Genomic DNA, 16,152 nt, shown 5'->3' with positions numbered 1-16,152 from the left:
CCCCGTTCGCGCGGGGCGTGGACACGGGGCCGGCCCGCGCCGGGCACCCGCCCGGCCTCCCCGGCACTCTCAGGATCACCGCCGGATCGGCGGTGCGCGCCCCGGCCGCCGGGGTGGCGGGTGTGGCCCTCGCCTCACGCCGCCCCGTACCGCACCACCCCGTCCCCCGCCACCGCCTCCGCCCGCCCCAGCTTCACCAGGCGGCGCAGGTGGGCCTCGGCCTCGGCGACGGCGATGGTGCGGGAGGCGTGGGGGATGTCGGGCCAGGGGCGGTTCCACTCCATGCGTTCGGCGAGCTGCCAGGGGGTGAGGGGGGTGGCGAGGAGCGACAGCAGCCCGGTGAGGCGGGACTCGTGGTGGGCGAGCAACTCCCGTACGCGGGCGGGCGCGTCGGTGAAGGCGTGCTGGTGGGCCGGGAGGACCTCGGCGGGGGCGAGGGCGGCGACCCGCTCCAGGGAGGCCAGGTAGTCGCCGAGGGGGTCGGTGGCCGTCGCGTCGTCGGGGTCCTCGTACAGGCCGATGTGCGGGGTGATCCCGGGGAGCAGGTGGTCGCCGGAGAACAGGCGGCCGAGGCCGGGGAGCCGGCCGGGGTGCTCCTCCTCCAGGTGCAGGCAGACGTGGCCCGGCGTGTGGCCCGGGGTCCAGATCGCGCGCAGCCGGCGGCCGGGGAGGCCGAGGAGTTCGCCGGGGACGATCTCGCGGTCGGGGGCGGCGGGGGACAGGCCCGGCAGGCCGCTCGGGCGGCGTGCCGCGCGCAGCGGCGCCACATGGTCCTCGGGGGCGCCGGCGGCGGTGAGTTTGGCCGCCATGTAGCTGAACCAGCGCTCGGGGCGGGTGGTCCGGGTGCGCCGGACGATCGCGGCGTCCGCCGCGTGCATCGCGATCCAGGCGCCGGACGCCTCGCGGACCCGGCCGGACAGGCCGTGGTGGTCGGGGTGGTGATGGGTGATGACCACCCCGTGGATGCCGGAGGGGGCCGTGCCGCAGGCCGCCAGGCCCTCGGTGAGGGTGTCCCAGGAGGCCGGGTCGTCCCAGCCGGTGTCCACGAGCACCGGGCCCCGGTCGGTGTCCACCACGTACACCAGGGTGTGGCCGAGGGGGTTGTCCGGGATGGGGACCCGGAGGGAGCGGACGCCGCCGCCGTGGTCGTGCACCTGCGTCATGGGTTCCCCGATCGCCGCGCCGCGCTCCGGGCCCACTATAACTAGAACAGGTTCCGATGGGAGCCCGGGTCATCGATGTGCCCTCCGTGGACTCCTCCGGGCGGAACTGGTATCAGTGCGAGGAGATCTGATGGATCGTCAGAGCTGCCGCTCGGGGAGGCATTCGGCCATGACAGAGTTCGTGGAACACCGACAGCTGTTCATCGGCGGGGAGTTGACCGACCCCCTGGGCAAGGACGTCATCGAGGTGGTCTCGCCGCACACCGAACAGGTGCTGGGGCGCGTGCCGCACGCCTCGCCGGCGGACGTCGACCGGGCCGTCGCGGCGGCCCGCCGGGCCTTCGACGACGGGCCCTGGCCCCGGATGAGCCTCGACGAGCGGATCGAGGTCGTCACCCGCATCAAGGACGGGATCGCCCTGCGGCACGAGGAGATCGCCCGCGTCATCTCCAGCGAGAACGGCTCCCCCTACTCCTGGAGCGTCCTCGCGCAGGCCCTCGGCGCGATGATGGTGTGGGACGCGGCGATCACCGTCGCCCGCGGCTTCACCTGCGAGGAGACCCGCGACGGCGTCCTCGGCAGGATTCTCGTACGGCGCGAACCGGTGGGCGTCGTCGCGGCCGTGGTGCCCTGGAACGTCCCGCAGTTCGTCGCCGCCGCCAAGCTCGCGCCCGCGCTGCTGACCGGCTGCACGGCCGTCCTGAAGCCGTCGCCCGAATCGCCCCTGGACGCCTACCTCCTCGCCGAGATCGCGCGGGACGCCGGACTGCCGCCGGGCGTGCTGTCCGTACTCCCCGCCGACCGCGAGGTCAGCGAGTACCTGGTCGGGCACCCGGGGATCGACAAGGTCTCCTTCACCGGCTCGGTGGCCGCCGGCCGCCGCGTCATGGAGGTCGCCTCGCGCAACCTCACCCGCGTGACACTGGAACTCGGCGGCAAGTCCGCCGCCGTCGTCCTGCCGGACGCCGACGTGGAGCAGACCGTCGCCGGGGTCGTCCCGGCGGCGTGGATGAACAACGGCCAGGCGTGCGTGGCCCAGACCCGCATCCTGCTCCCGCGCTCGCGCTACGAGGAGTTCGCCGAGGCGTTCGCCGCGGCGGCGGGCGCGCTCGTGGTGGGCGACCCGCTGGACCCGGCGACCCAGGTGGGCCCGCTGGTGGCCGAGCGCCAGCGGCGCAGGAACCTCGACTACATCCGCGTCGGCCAGGAGGAGGGCGCCAAGATCCTCACCGGCGGCGGACGCCCCGCGGGCCTGGAGAAGGGCTGGTACGTCGAGCCGACCCTCTTCGGCGACGTCGACAACTCCATGCGGATCGCGCGCGAGGAGATCTTCGGCCCGGTGATCTGCCTGCTGCCCTACGGCGACGAGGCCGAGGCCGTGAAGATCGCCAACGACTCCGAGTACGGCCTGAGCGGCAGCGTCTGGACGGCCGACACCGCGCGCGGCGTCGACGTCGCCCGGCGGGTGCGCACCGGCACCTACTCGGTGAACACCTTCAGCCTGGACATGCTCGGCCCGTTCGGCGGCTACAAGAACTCCGGTCTGGGGCGGGAGTTCGGGCCCGAGGGCTACGGCGCGTACCTGGAGCACAAGATGATCCATCTGCCCGCCGGCTGGGAGGCGTAGGGGATGGGCGACCGCTGGCACGTGGAGGTCGACCGGTCGGTGTGCGTCGGCTCGGCCCAGTGCGTCCACCACGCCCCGGACGGCTTCCGCCTCGACAGCGCCCGCCAGTCCCGTCCGGCCGGCCCGGAGACCGACGCCGACGAGCGGGTGCTGGCCGCCGCGGAGAGCTGCCCCGTGGAGGCCATCGCGCTCACCGTGCTGGGCAGCGGCGAGCCGGTCTTCCCGCCCGAGGAGCGCGACTGACACCGCCCGCCGCGACTGACACCGCCCGCACGGCAGGGGGCGCGGCCGCCGGCGGCCCCGGCCCGCCGCCCACGGCTGCCCGGGTCCCGGCCGCGGTCCTACTCGGTACGCGCCTCCGCCGTCGTCAGGTCGATCAGCCGGCACACCGTCTCGATGTCGATCTTCACCTGGGCGATCGAGGCGCGGCCGGACAGCCAGGTGATCAGGGCCGAGTGCCAGGTGTGCTCGATGACGCGGACCGCGGAGAGCTGCTGGGCCGTCGGGTTCTCCAGGCCCATCGCGTCCAGGATGATCACCGTGGTCTGCCGGGAGACCTGGTCGACCTCGGGCGAGACGCTGCGGTCGGCGAAGGTCAGGGCGCGGACCATGGCGTCGGCGAGATGCGGCTCGCGCTGGAGGGCGCGGAAGGCGCGCATCAGGGTCTCCGCGACCCGCTGCGCCGCCGTGTCGCCCTGCGGCGGCTTCTTGCGCAGCGTGCCGTGCATGTGCTCCAACTGGGCCTGCATGGTGGCCACCAGCAGATGCACCTTGGAGGGGAAGTAGCGGTACAGCGTGCCCAGCGCCACCTGCGAGCTCTCCGCCACCTCGCGCATCTGCACGGCGTCGAAGCCACCCCGGCTGGCGAGCTGCGCGCTCGCGTGCAGGATGCGTCGGCGGCGGGCCTCCTGGCGCTCGGTGAGAGGCGGTGAGGAGGAGCTCGCGCTACTGGCTTCCGCAGGCATGGATCCCGTCCGTGACAGTCGGTGAGGGTGGGTGACCGGACAGAGCATGCCAGGAGCCGGTCGTGGCGTGAATCACCCGATCCCTCGCTCACAGCGGCCCTACCTGCCGGTAGATTCGGAGCCTCCTGAACGATCAAGTCTGCAACTTGTTCTAGATTAGCGTCCCGGCGTAACCTCGCGGGACATCGCAGGGAGAAGGGGGCCCGGAGTGACCGCTGAGGCCAGGGAGGCCGGGTCTCCGAAGGGCCTTGCCGCCGACGGCGGGCGACCGCTCGACATCGCGCTCCTCACCTACAAAGGGAACCCGTTCTGCGGCGGCCAGGGCGTCTACACACGCCACCTCTCGCGCGAACTGGCCCGCCTCGGCCACCGCGTCGAGGTCATCGGCTCCCAGCCCTACCCGGTCCTCGACGAGGACGCCGGGCACCCGGGCCGCCTCGGCCTCACCGAGCTGCCGAGCCTCGACCTGTACCGCCAGCCCGACCCCTTCCGCACCCCCGGCCGCGGCGAGTACCGCGACTGGATCGACGCGCTGGAAGTGGCGACCATGTGGACCGGCGGCTTCCCCGAGCCGCTGACGTTCTCGCTGCGCGCCCGCCGCCTGCTGCGCGCCCGCCGCGGCGACTTCGACGTCGTGCACGACAACCAGACCCTCGGCTACGGCCTGTTGGGCGACGTCGGTGCGCCCCTGGTCACCACGATCCACCACCCCATCACCGTGGACCGGCAGTTGGAGCTGGACGCCGCGCAGGGCCGGCAGCGGCGGATGTCGGTGCGGCGCTGGTACGCCTTCACCCGGATGCAGAAGCGCGTGGCCCGCCGGCTGCCGTCGGTGCTCACCGTCTCCGGCACCTCCCGCCAGGAGATCGTCGACCATCTCGGCGTACGCCGCGACCGGGTGCACGTCGTCCACATCGGCGCCGACACCGACCTGTTCTCGCCGGACCCCGCGGTGCGGCGCGTGCCCGGCCGCATCGTCACCACCTCCAGCGCGGACGTCCCGCTGAAGGGGCTCGTCTTCCTCGTCGAGGCGCTGGCCAAGGTCCGCGCCGAGCACCCCGGCGCCCATCTCGTCGTCGTCGGCAAGCGGCCCGAGGAGGGCCCGGTCGCCCGCGCGGTCGAGGAGTACGGCCTCACGGGTGCCGTCGAGTTCGTCAAGGGCATCTCCGACGCCGAACTCGTCGACCTCGTGCGCTCGGCGCAGGTGGCGTGCGTGCCGTCGCTGTACGAGGGCTTCTCGCTGCCCGCCGCCGAGGCCATGGCCACCGGCACCCCGCTGCTCGCCACGACCGGCGGCGCCATCCCCGAGGTCGCCGGGCGCGACGGCGAGACCTGCCTCGCGGTGCCGACCGGGGACGCGGGCGCGCTGGCCGCCGGGCTCGACCGGCTGCTGGGCGACCCCGCGCTGCGCGAGCGGCTCGGCGCGGCCGGACGCGCGCGCGTGCTGCGCCACTTCACCTGGGCGAAGGCCGCCGAGGGCACGGTGGCCCGCTACCGGGAGGCCATCGCCGCCTCCGCCGCCCCGGGCCGGGCCCCGGCCGGCACCCCCGCGCGGACACCCGCCGCACCCCTCCGAGAGCCCGCGGAGGACGCCGCACCCCTCCGGGAGCCCGCCGCCTCCCCCGCCGTTGAAAGCGCCGACTCCGAAAGCAGGGCCACGTGCTGACCGTCGACTTCTCCCGGTTCCCGCTCGCCCCCGGCGACCGTGTCCTGGACCTCGGATGCGGTGCCGGACGGCACGCCTTCGAGTGTTACCGGCGCGGCGCCCGGGTCGTGGCGCTGGACCGGAACGGCGAGGAGATCCGCGAGGTCGCGAAGTGGTTCGCGGCGATGAAGGAGGCCGGCGAGGCCCCCGAGGGCGCCACCGCCACCGCCATGGAGGGCGACGCGCTCGCGCTGCCCTTCCCCGACGAGTCCTTCGACGTCGTGATCGTCTCCGAGGTCATGGAGCACATCCCGGACGACAAGGGCGTCCTCGCCGAGATGGTGCGCGTGCTCAGGCCGGGCGGCCGGATCGCCGTCACCGTCCCGCGCCACGGCCCCGAGAAGGTGTGCTGGGCGCTGTCCGACGCCTACCACGAGGTCGAGGGCGGCCACATCCGCATCTACCGCGCGGACGAACTGCTCGCGAAGATGCGCGGCGCCGGCCTCAGGCCCTACGGCACCCACCACGCCCACGCCCTGCACGCGCCGTACTGGTGGCTGAAGTGCGCGTTCGGCGTCGACAACGACAGGGCGCTGCCGGTACGGGCGTACCACAAGCTGCTGGTCTGGGACATCATGAAGAAACCGCTGGCCACCCGGGTCGCCGAGCGGGCGCTGAACCCGCTCATCGGCAAGAGCTTCGTGGCCTACGCGACCAAGCCGCACCTGCCCCGGGTGGACGCCGCGTGACCACTCCCCGCACGGAGCACCTCGTCCTGCCCGGGGTCCTCACCGCCGAGCAGGCCGCCGCGACCGTGGCGGGCATCCTCGCCGTGCAGCGGGAGGACGGGGCGATCCCCTGGTTCCGCGGCCACCACCTCGACCCGTGGGACCACGTCGAGGCCGCGATGGCCCTGGACGCCGCCGGTGAACACACCGCCGCGGAACGGGCGTACACCTGGCTGGCCGACCACCAGAACGACGACGGCTCCTGGTACGCCGCCTACCGGGACGGCGCCCACGACGACGTCACCGACGCCGGATCGGAGACCAACTTCGTCGCCTACGTCGCCGTCGGCGTCTGGCACCACTACCTCTCCACCGGCGACGACACGTTCCTGGACCGCATGTGGCCCTGCGTGTACGCGGCGGTCGAGTGCGTGCTGCAACTCCAGCTGCCCGGCGGGCAGATCGGCTGGCGGCGCGACGAGGACGGCACCGCGTCCCCGGACGCCCTGCTCACCGGCTCCTCCTCGGTCCACCACGCCCTGCGCTGCGCGCTCGCCATCGCCGAACAGCGCGAAGAGGCCCAGCCGGACTGGGAGTTGGCGGCCGGGGCGCTGCGCCACGCGATCCGCAGGCACCCCGAGCGCTTCCTGGACAAGAACCGCTACTCGATGGACTGGTACTACCCCGTGCTGGGCGGGGCGTTGACGGGCGCCGAGGCCAAGTCCCGTATCGAGGAGTCCTGGGACCGCTTCGTCGTGCCGGGACTCGGCGTGCGCTGTGTCGTGCCGAACCCGTGGGTGACCGGCGGGGAGTCGGCCGAACTCGCCCTGGCCCTGTGGGCGATGGGCGAGTCCGACCGGGCGCTGGACATCCTCCAGTCCATCCGGCATCTGCGGGACGCGCAGAGCGGGCTGTACTGGACCGGGTACGTCTTCGAGGACGACGCCGTCTGGCCGCTGGAACTCACGACGTGGACGGCCGCGTCACTGCTGCTCGCCGTCGCCGCGCTCGGGGGACACGAGGCGACGTGCGCCGTGTTCGGCGGGGACCGCCTGCCGAGCGGACTCGACCCCGACTGCTGCGCCTGAGCGGCGCCTCAGTGCCGGACCCGGTTGGCGATCGCGTGGCCCACGAACAGGTAGACCAGCGCGGCCAGACCGTATCCGGAGACGACGCGCGCCCACTCCTCGTCGAACGTGAACAGGTCGTACGACCAGCCCGCGAGCCAGCGGGCGGCGCCGTGGATGAACTGGACGAACTCGTTCGCACGATTGGCGTCCAGCAGGTACATGAGGATCCACAGGCCCAGGATGAGGGCCATCACATCGGCGACGACGGCTACGGCCGTGCCCGCCTGACTGGCACCGTTGCGATTTCTAGGGGACATGTCCTGCGTGTGACCGGTGAACCCCCGGATAAACCCCTCGCCGTCGGCCCCGCCTACGCGTTGAGCTCCGCGAGCACCCGCAGGGTGTGCCGGTCCGGCGACAGGGCCAGCAGGTCGGTCACCGGGCCCCCGCGCCACGACTCCAGCCGCTCCGCGACCCGTTCGCGCGGTCCGACGAGGGAGATCTCGTCGGCGAAGGCGTCGGGGACGGCGAGGACGGCCTCCTCGCGCCGGCCCTCCAGGAACAGCCGCTGGACCCGCCGGGCCTCCTCCGGGTAGCCCATGCGCGCCATCAGGTCGGCGTGGAAGTTGCGGGCCGCGTGGCCCATGCCGCCGATGTAGAAGCCGAGCATCGTCTTGACGGGCAGCAGCCCTTCGGCGACGTCGTCGCAGATCCGCACATGGGCCATCGGCGCGACGAGGAAGCCCGCGGGGAGGCCTGCGACCGCCTCGCCGTACACCTCGGGCCGCTCCGGCGACCAGTACAGCGGCAGCCAGCCGTCCGCGATCCGCACGGTCTGGGCGACGTTCTTCGGCCCCTCGGCGCCCAGCAGCACCGGCAGGTCCGCGCGCAGGGGATGGGTGACGGGCCTGAGGGCCTTGCCGATGCCGGTGGCGTCCGGCCCGCGGTAGGGGTGGGAGTGGAAGCGCCCGTCGAGCGCCACCGGCCCCTCGCGCCGCAGGACCTGCCGTACGACGTCGACGTACTCCCGGGTCGCGGTCAGCGGCGACCTCGGGAACGGCCGCCCGTACCAGCCCTCCACCACCTGCGGCCCCGAGAGCCCCAGCCCCAGCATCACCCGCCCGCCCGAGAGGTGGTCGAGGGTCAGGGCGTGCATTGCCGTGGTCGTGGGGGAGCGGGCCGCCATCTGGGCAACCGCCGTACCCAGCTTGATCGTCGAGGTGTGCGCGGCGATCCAGGTGAGCGGGGTGAAGGCGTCCGAGCCCCAGGACTCGGCGGTCCACACCGAGCCGTAGCCGAGGCGCTCGGCCTCCTGGGCCAGGGGGACGTGGTCGGCGCGGGGGCCGCGGCCCCAGTAGCCGAGAGCGAGCCCGAGCCGCATGTCTGCCTCCTTCTGACGGTGTGTCAGCAGGGAGGAGACTGTACGACAACGGCCCCCCGCCGGGAAGGGCGAGGGGCCGTCGTGCGGCTCGGGGTGCCGGGTTCAGCCGCGCTGGATGCCCGAGGTGTCCTGGAGCACACCGCGGCGGCCGTCCTGCGTCTGCGCGATGAGCGCGGGACCGCGCTGCTCCACGGCCAGGTACCAGGTGCCGGGGGCGAGTTCGGCGATCGGCGAGGGCGAGCCGTCCTCCGGGAAGAGCGGACGCGCCACCGGAACGGCGAACCAGAACGGCGAGAAGTCCCCGGCCGGGGCGGGCGGCTGGGCCTGCGGCTGCCCGCCGCCGAAGGGCTGCCCGGCCGGCGGCTGACCGCCGAAGGACTGCTGCTGCGCGCCCGGGTAGCCGTAACCGCCGGGCGGCTGGGCGCCGTAGGGCTGCGGGGCGGCCGGTCCCGGGGCCGGGAGCAGCGCCGCCTGCAGCGCGGGGACCAGGGGGGTGGCGACGGCGCCGCCGGCCAGGACGAGGGCCGCGATGAAGCCGAGGACGACACCGGCGCCCATGTCCGCGCGGTCCGGGCCGTCCACCAGGTTCCAGAACTGGATCCAGGCGACGAGGACCGCGAAGGCCACGCCCGTGGCGCCGAGATCGAGGCCGGCCACCTTGCGCGGCCGGGGCACGAGCCGGTTCACGACGACGAGGGCGGCACCGACGACCCCGCCCATGTACACACCCATGCCGAGGCCCAGGGAGTCCCAGGCGTTGGCGTCCACGTTATAACCGGCGTACGAATAGAGGTCGAGGAACGACGCGATGAACAGCAGTACCGCTGCTCCGATCACCACGCCGTCGCCCCGAGTGAGAGAGCGGATATTCACTTCAGGTCCTTCGTCAGTCGTCTCAACATCGGCATCGCTGGAGGCGTCGCTGTCACCATGTCGCCGTCAGGCCCCTGAGTGAAGCGCGGGGGTGGCCCCTCATCGTACGAACGACCTTATCGTCCGACCGACGAGTCTGTCCGCCGGGATGCACCCGGAAACCACTACCCCCGCAGGAAGCTCACGATTCCCTCGGAGATGCCCTGCGCGGCCTTCTGCCGCCAGGCGCCACTGGTGAACAGTGCCGCGTCCTTGCTGTCGCGCATGTTGCCGCACTCGACGAACACCTTGGGAACCGTCGACAGATTGAGACCGCCCAGGTCCTTCCGCGTGACGAGTCCGCTCCCGCCGCCGGCGTAGTCGGAGGGCGCGCTGCCGGTGACGCGGGCGAAGGAGCCCGCGACGCGCTCGCCGAGCCGGCGCGACGGGCCGACGATCGGGCCGGTGTCGGCGTCGCCCTCGTCCACCGCGCCGGGCAGGATCACGTGGAAGCCGCGCTGCCCCGCGCCCGCGCCGTCGGCGTGCAGGGAGACCGCGGCGTCCGCCCGCGCCCGGTTGCCGATCCGCGCGCGCTCGTCGACGCACGGCCCCCACGGCCGGTCCCCGTCCTGGGTGAACGTGACGGTGGCGCCCTGCTCCTCCAGCAGCGCGCGCATCCGGCGGGCGACGTCGAGGGTGAACTCGGCTTCCGCGTAACCGGCGTTGGTGGCCGTCCCCGTCGTGTCGCACTCCTTGCGGTTCGTCCCGATGTCCACCTGCCGGCCGATCTCGGAGGTGCGGCGGAAGTTGCCGGGGTTGTGGCCCGGGTCGACCACGACGACCCTGCCCCGCAGCGGTCCGCCCGCGGCGGCGGAGGGCGTCGGGCTCGGCTTCGCACCGTCCCCGGCCGGGGAGCCGGCTGGCGGCTCCGACGGCCGCGCGCCCGACGGCGACGGACGCGCCGCCGCACCGCCGGAGCCGCTCCCACCACCCCCGCCGGCCGCGTCGAACACCAGCCGGCCGAGCAGGGCCGCGGGCACCAGGGCGGCGAGCGCCGCGGTCAGCGCGCGGCGACGGCCGCGACGGGGCGGGGGAGGACCGAAGTCCGGACCTGTGGACGACACGCCCGCCACCTTACGGGCGCCCGCCGGGGCGGGAAGGTCAGACGCCGCGTCCCGTGCGCCTGAGCACCCGCAGCGAGCCCGACTCCGACACCCGCGTGAACGCCCCGGATTCCAGGGCCCGGAGAAAGACGCGGTACGGGGCCTGCCCGGTGAACTCGTCCTCGGGGTCGGGGAAGACGTCGTGGATGACGAGGAGCCCGCCCTCGGCGAGATGCGGGGCCCAGCCCTCGTAGTCGGCGTTCGCGTGCTCGTCGGTGTGGCCGCCGTCGACGAAGACCAGGCCGAGCGGGGTGCCCCACACCTTCGCCACCTGCGGGGAGCGGCCGACCAGGGCGACGACGTGCTCCTCCAGCCCGGCCCGGTGCAGGGTGCGGCGGAACTCCGGCAGGGTGTCCATCAGCCCGGTCTCCGGGTCCACGGTCTTCGGGTCGTGGTACTCCCAGCCCGGCTGCTGCTCCTCGCTGCCGCGGTGGTGGTCGACGGTGAGGGCCGTCACGCCGGCCGCGCGGGCGGCGTCGGCGAGCAGGATCGTGGAGCGGCCGCAGTAGGTGCCGACCTCCAGCAGCGGCAGGCCGAGCCGGCCGGCGTCGACGGCCGCCGCGTACAGCGCCAGGCCCTCGCCCGCGGGCATGAAGCCCTTCGCCGCCTCGAAGGCGGCCAGGATCTCGGGTGCGGGGGCCGGGGCCATGCGGGTCCTCTCCGTCGTAGACCGTGTGGGCGCCCATCGTGCACCACACCCCCCGCCACCCGGGTGACGGGGGGTGCGCGCGCACCGGCGGGCGTCAGGCGGTGACCGCCTCGCCCGGCAGGGAGAGGTCCACGTCGACCGCGCCGTCGTGGCCGGCGTGGGTGGCGGACGAGGCGCGCGGGGCGTGGCCGTCGGCGCGGGCGGCCAGGACGTAGGCGCCCCGGGCGGGCACGGCGAGGACGTAGCTGCCGTCCTCGGACGACAGCGTGGCCCCGGCCTGGCGGCCCCGCCGGTCGATCAGGGTGACCCTGGCGCGGGCCACCGGGGTGCCGGAGGCGTCCAGGACCCGGCCGCGGAAGCCGCGCAGGGCCTCCTCCACCCGCTCCAGGTTGGCGTCCTCCTCGCTGCTGGCGCGCAGCCGCGGGTGGGCGGCGGGACGCTGGTTCGGCAGGAACAGGGCCAGCACCAGGCCGACGGCGACGGCCCCGGTCGCGATCAGGAACGACACCCGGAAGCCCTGCATGGTCGGGACGGCGACCCCGCCGACGTCGTTCGCGGTGTTGGCGAGGACCATGCCGATCACGGCGCTGGAGACGGACGTGCCGATGGAACGCATCAGCGTGTTGAGGCCGTTGGCGGCGCCCGTCTCCGAGGCGGGCACCGCGCCGATGATCAGCGCCGGGAGCGACGAGTACGCGAGGCCGATGCCGGCGCCGAGGATCACCGCGATGACCAGGCTCTGCCAGGCCGCGCTCATCAGGCCGAGGCCGGCGCCGTAGCCGATCCCGATGATCACCATGCCGAGGATCAGGGTGGTCTTCGGGCCGTACTTCGCCGAGAGGCGGGCGTAGACCGGGGCGGTGACCATCATCGTCAGACCGAGCGGCGCGACCAGCAGGCCGGCGACCACCATCGACTGGCCGAGGCCGTATCCGGTCTCCTTCGGGAGCTGGAGCAGCTGGGGCAGGACCAGGGAGACGACGAAGAAGCTGACGCCGACCATGATCGAGGCGAGGTTGGTGAAGAGCACGGCCGGGCGGGCGGTGGTGCGCAGGTCGACCAGGGGCGCCTTCGCGCGCAGCTCGTACCCGCCCCACAGCAGCAGGACGGCCGCCGAACCGGCGAAGAGGCCGAGCGTGGAGGCCGACGTCCAGCCCCAGTCGCTGCCCTTGGTGATGGGCAGCAGGAACAGGACGAGGCCCGCGGAGAGGCCGAGCGCGCCGGGGGCGTCGAAGGAGCCCCGCGCGCGGACGCCGGACTCCGGTACGACGAGGAGGGTCAGCGCGATGGCGAGGACGCCGAGCCCGGCGGCGCCGTAGAAGAGGGTGTGCCAGTTCGCGTTCTGGGCGACCAGGGCCGCCGCGGGCAGCGCGAGTCCGCCGCCGACGCCGATCGAGGAGCTCATCAGGGCCATCGCCGAGCCGAGCCGCTCACGGGGGAGCAGGTCGCGCATCAGGCCGATGCCGAGCGGGATCGCGCCCATGGCGAAGCCCTGGAGGGTGCGGCCGACGATCATGGGGAGCAGGGCGCTGGTGACCGCGCTGAGCAGCGCGCCGACGACCATCACGGCCAGGCTGGATATCAGCATGCGCCGCTTGCCGTACAGGTCGCCGAGCCGGCCCATGATCGGGGTCGCCACGGCGCCGGAGAGGAGGGTGGAGGTCAGGACCCAGGTGGCGTTGCTGGGCGAGGTGCCCAGCAGTTGCGGGAGGTCCTTGATGACCGGGACGAGCAGGGTCTGCATCACCGCGACCACGATGCCCGCGAAGGCGAGAACCGGGACGACGGCGCCGGAGGCCGCCCTGCCCGTGGGCTGGTCGCTGGTCGTTTGTGTCATGTGTAGTTCGAACTCCGTGTGCCGGGGCAACTATTCCGATGCTTTGGCACACTAACGAATTTTTGACCTTCTCTTGGGGCGGGGAACGCGGGCGGGTGGAGCGGGGGTGGAGCGTGGGTGGGGCATGGGCGGGTCCGGGGCGTGCGCGGGGCGCCGCCGGGCGACGCCGCGGGTCCGGGGCACCCCCCGAGCGCGCGGCCCGCGCCGGGCGCCTCCCGGCCACAGCACTAGGCCGAAATCCCGATGCCGGGGGCCGTCCGCGGTTGAGAGCATGACGCCCATGCTCGAAGCCGCCGATACCACCCGCGTCACCCCCCGCCCCCGCCGCTCCGCCCCGCCCGCCTGGCTCGTCGTGGCGCTCGCGTGCGCCGGCCAGTTCCTGGTCGTCCTGGACGTCTCCGTCGTGAACGTCGCGCTGCCGTCGATGCGCGCCGACCTGGGCCTCGGCGCACCGGGCCTGCAATGGGTCGTCAACGCCTACGCCATCGCCTTCGCCGGGTTCATGCTGCTCGGCGGACGGGCCGGCGACCTCTACGGCCGCAAGCGCATGTTCCTCCTCGGGCTCGGCCTGTTCACGCTGGCCTCCCTGGCCGGCGGCCTCGCCCAGCAGGACTGGCAGCTGCTGGCCGCACGGGCCGCGCAGGGCCTCGGCGCCGCCGTACTGGCCCCCGCGACCCTCACGATCGTCACCGCCGCCGTGCCCGAGGGGCAGGCGCGGGCGCGCGCGATAGCGACCTGGACCGCGGTCGGCGCGGGCGGCGGAGCCGCCGGCGGGCTCGTGGGCGGGGTGCTCGTGGACCTGCTGTCCTGGCGCTGGGTACTGCTGATCAACGTCCCCGTCGGGGCGGTCGTCCTGGTCGCGGCCGTGCTCTGGCTCACCGAGAGCGTCGCCGGCGGCCGGCGCCGCCCCGACCTGCCGGGCGCGGTGCTCGTGACGGCCGGACTGGCGACCCTCGCGTACGGCATCTCCCAGACCGAGGCCGCGGGCTGGACCGCGGGGGCCACCGTCGCGCCCCTGCTCGCCGGGGTCGCGCTGATCGGCGCGTTCCTGGTGGTCGAGGCGCGCACCGCGGCCCCGCTGATGCCGCTCGGCCTGTTCCGCTCGCGTGCGGTGTCCTCCGCGAACGTGGCGATGCTGATGAGCGGATCGGCCATGTTCTGCATGTGGTTCTTCATGACGCTGTACGCCCAGAACGTCCTTCGCTACACCCCGCTCGAAGCCGGTCTGGCCCTGGTTCCCACCTCGCTCGCCGTGATCGTCGGCTCCCAGTACGCGCCCCGGCTCATGCGGCGGCTCGGCGCCCGCACCGTCGCCGTGACCGGGACGCTCGTGGCGGCCACCGGATTCGCCTGGCAGTCGACCCTGAGCACCCGCGGCGAGTTCCTGACGGCGATCATGGTGCCGGGTGTCCTGATGATGCTGGGCGCGGGCCTCGCGGCGACCCCGCTGGCCGCCCTCGCCACGTCCGGGGCGCGCCCCGGTGAGGCCGGCCTCGTCTCCGGGCTGATCAACACCTCCCGCACGATGGGCGGTTCGCTCGGCCTCGCGATCATGTCCACCATCGCCGCCGCCCGCTCCGGGGGAAGCACCTCGCCCGCCGCCCTCACCGACGGCTACGCCCTGGTCTTCCGGACCTCCACGGGCATCCTCCTCGCGGGCGCGCTGCTGATGCTGCTGTGGCTGCCCCGCACGACGTCCGCGGACTGAGGCGGCGATCCGGGGCCTCCACGGACTCCCGCGCCGCCGAGGACACCCGGCGTCACGCCCCCGGTACGTACCCCTCGCACGGCTCCGCCGCACTCCCCGCCGACTCCGGGCCCCGACCTCGACTCCGGGCGCCGACCTCGACCCCGGGCCCCGACCTCGACTCCGGCCTCGTCCCGGCCCCGGGCCCCGGGCCCCGCGCCCGGCCGCCCGTCCGGGGGCACAGCCATGCCGGCCCCCGGGCCCCGCGCCCGGCCGTCCGGCCCGGGTCACAGCCATCCCCGGTGGCGGGCCTCCCGCAGTGCCTCCGTCCGGTTGCGGGTGCCGGTCCTGCCGATCGCGGAGGCGAGGCAGCCGCGGACGGCGGACTCCGGCAGACGCAGCTCCGCCGCGATGCCGGAGACGGTCGCGCCGCCGGAGGCGGCGTTCAGGACGTCGCGCTCGCGGGTGGTGAGCGGGCCGGGGCCGGCGCTCCGGGCGGCCGCGGCCAGGCCGGGGTCGATCACCGTCTCGCCGGTCAGCACCCGGCGGACGGCGCCCGCCAGTTCCGCCACGGGACCGTCCTTGACGAGGAAGCCGGCGGCCCCCGCCGCCATGGCCCGGCGCAGCTGGCCGGGGCGGCCGGAGGTGGTGAGGATCAGCACCCGGCAGTCGGGCACCTGGTCGCGCAGTTCGGCGGCGGCGTCGAGCCCGCTCAGGTCCGGGAGTCCGATGTCCAGGAGCGCCACGTCGGGCCGGTGCGCGAGGGCGGCGTCCACGATCGCGCCACCCGCCGGCACCTGCGCCACGACCGCGATGTCCGGCTCCATCCCGAGCAGGAGGGCCAGGGCCCCGTGCGTCATGCCCCGGTCCTCGGCGAGCAGCACCCGGATGGACTTGCCGGCCCGGTGATCCCGCGGCATCTCGTTCACGTCCCCAGCGTAGGCGCGTACGGCGGGCTCGGCTCCGGGCACGACCGGGCCGTCCCCGCGGAGAATCCGGCCCGTACGGCGGAGGCGGCCTTAGAGCGTGTTTCGAGAGTCCCGCCTGCCCGGCGCCCTGCGGGCGGACGACGCTACTTTCGAAACACGCCCTGGCGGCCCCGGCGGTGCGGATGTCACCGCCCACCGGATCTGACATGCCGTCAGGAGTCTTCCCAAGTGCCCGGTGCTGGGCTATACAGGGGGACGCCGTACTGGAACGCGTTCTAGAACGAGTGGGTTCCGGCGAGGGTGTTCCGCGGCCCGTGACGACCTCGGTGCGGCCGACGGTGCGGACGGCCGTGCCGAGGTCCTGCCCGCCCCCGCGCCGCCTCCCCGCTCCCGCGACACCGCCCCGCCCCCGCGCCCCCGCCCCGCCGCCTCCGACACCGCCCGCCGAAGCGCCCG

Annotated in this window: 15 protein-coding genes; 6 read left to right on the top strand and 9 right to left on the bottom strand. The window is 74.3% G+C overall.

Annotated elements, in window-relative coordinates; all coding sequences use genetic code 11:
- Window positions 1-134: 134 nt before the first annotated feature.
- On the bottom strand, window positions 135-1,163 hold the full coding sequence (locus SZN_RS28685) for a Strvi_7410 family MBL fold metallo-hydrolase (protein ID WP_043733670.1): 1,029 nt from the start codon (window positions 1,161-1,163) through the stop codon (window positions 135-137).
- Window positions 1,164-1,332: 169 nt separating this feature from the next.
- On the opposite strand from SZN_RS28685, the gene SZN_RS28680 reads away from it, so the two are divergent.
- Entirely contained in the window at window positions 1,333-2,790 is a 1,458-nt protein-coding gene (locus tag SZN_RS28680; protein ID WP_007501897.1) for an aldehyde dehydrogenase, read from the top strand.
- A gap of 3 nt (window positions 2,791-2,793) precedes the next feature.
- Entirely contained in the window at window positions 2,794-3,033 is a 240-nt protein-coding gene (locus SZN_RS28675; RefSeq protein WP_007501895.1) for a ferredoxin, read from the top strand.
- Between the two features lie 98 nt (window positions 3,034-3,131).
- Here SZN_RS28675 and SZN_RS28670 read toward each other — a convergent pair whose 3' ends face one another.
- Window positions 3,132-3,755, bottom strand: coding sequence for a TetR family transcriptional regulator (locus SZN_RS28670; RefSeq protein ID WP_007501893.1), 624 nt, complete (start codon window positions 3,753-3,755; stop codon window positions 3,132-3,134).
- A 208-nt stretch (window positions 3,756-3,963) separates the two neighbouring features.
- Here SZN_RS28670 and SZN_RS28665 point away from each other — a divergent pair, with 208 nt between their 5' ends.
- The 3 genes from SZN_RS28665 to SZN_RS28655 are packed head-to-tail and all read left to right on the top strand — an operon-like array spanning window position 3,964 to window position 7,216.
- Window positions 3,964-5,421 carry a glycosyltransferase family 4 protein gene (locus SZN_RS28665; protein ID WP_007501892.1) on the top strand — a complete coding sequence of 486 codons (1,458 nt, stop codon included), beginning with the start codon at window positions 3,964-3,966 and terminating at the stop codon, window positions 5,419-5,421.
- A complete protein-coding gene (locus SZN_RS28660; protein ID WP_007501889.1) occupies window positions 5,415-6,149 on the top strand; it encodes a class I SAM-dependent methyltransferase in 735 nt (244 codons plus the stop codon). The genes SZN_RS28665 and SZN_RS28660 overlap by 7 nt, the downstream gene beginning before the upstream one ends.
- Entirely contained in the window at window positions 6,146-7,216 is a 1,071-nt protein-coding gene (locus tag SZN_RS28655) for a prenyltransferase/squalene oxidase repeat-containing protein (protein WP_007501888.1), read from the top strand. Before SZN_RS28660 ends, SZN_RS28655 begins: the two co-directional genes overlap by 4 nt.
- Window positions 7,217-7,224: 8 nt before the next feature.
- On the opposite strand, the gene SZN_RS28650 is transcribed toward SZN_RS28655, so the two are convergent.
- From SZN_RS28650 to SZN_RS28625, 6 genes are all read right to left on the bottom strand, one after another.
- Window positions 7,225-7,515 (bottom strand): hypothetical protein, encoded by a 291-nt coding sequence (locus SZN_RS28650; protein ID WP_043733665.1) that lies wholly within the window; start codon window positions 7,513-7,515, stop codon window positions 7,225-7,227.
- Window positions 7,516-7,568: 53 nt separating this feature from the next.
- Window positions 7,569-8,579, bottom strand: a complete 1,011-nt coding sequence (locus SZN_RS28645; RefSeq protein WP_007501883.1) for an LLM class F420-dependent oxidoreductase — start codon at window positions 8,577-8,579, stop codon at window positions 7,569-7,571.
- A 102-nt stretch (window positions 8,580-8,681) separates the two neighbouring features.
- Window positions 8,682-9,452 (bottom strand): hypothetical protein, encoded by a 771-nt coding sequence (locus tag SZN_RS28640; RefSeq protein ID WP_208865867.1) that lies wholly within the window; start codon window positions 9,450-9,452, stop codon window positions 8,682-8,684.
- 164 nt (window positions 9,453-9,616) lie between these two features.
- Window positions 9,617-10,555: an N-acetylmuramoyl-L-alanine amidase gene (locus tag SZN_RS28635; protein ID WP_007501879.1), complete on the bottom strand. Its 939-nt coding sequence runs from the start codon at window positions 10,553-10,555 to the stop codon at window positions 9,617-9,619.
- 37 nt (window positions 10,556-10,592) lie between these two features.
- Window positions 10,593-11,243 carry a class I SAM-dependent methyltransferase gene (locus tag SZN_RS28630; protein ID WP_007501877.1) on the bottom strand — a complete coding sequence of 217 codons (651 nt, stop codon included), beginning with the start codon at window positions 11,241-11,243 and terminating at the stop codon, window positions 10,593-10,595.
- 94 nt (window positions 11,244-11,337) lie between these two features.
- Window positions 11,338-13,080: an MFS transporter gene (locus SZN_RS28625; RefSeq protein ID WP_007501876.1), complete on the bottom strand. Its 1,743-nt coding sequence runs from the start codon at window positions 13,078-13,080 to the stop codon at window positions 11,338-11,340.
- A gap of 271 nt (window positions 13,081-13,351) precedes the next feature.
- Here SZN_RS28625 and SZN_RS28620 point away from each other — a divergent pair, with 271 nt between their 5' ends.
- Window positions 13,352-14,788, top strand: a complete 1,437-nt coding sequence (locus SZN_RS28620) for an MFS transporter (RefSeq protein ID WP_050815132.1) — start codon at window positions 13,352-13,354, stop codon at window positions 14,786-14,788.
- Between the two features lie 266 nt (window positions 14,789-15,054).
- On the opposite strand, the gene SZN_RS28615 is transcribed toward SZN_RS28620, so the two are convergent.
- Window positions 15,055-15,687 carry a response regulator transcription factor gene (locus SZN_RS28615; RefSeq protein WP_043733667.1) on the bottom strand — a complete coding sequence of 211 codons (633 nt, stop codon included), beginning with the start codon at window positions 15,685-15,687 and terminating at the stop codon, window positions 15,055-15,057.
- Window positions 15,688-16,152 lie beyond the last annotated feature (465 nt).

The sequence above is a fragment of the Streptomyces zinciresistens K42 genome (assembly GCF_000225525.1).
Lineage (GTDB): Bacteria > Actinomycetota > Actinomycetes > Streptomycetales > Streptomycetaceae > Streptomyces > Streptomyces zinciresistens.
Note: the sequence above shows the minus strand (reverse complement) of the source record. Positions and strands in the feature narration are given on the sequence as shown.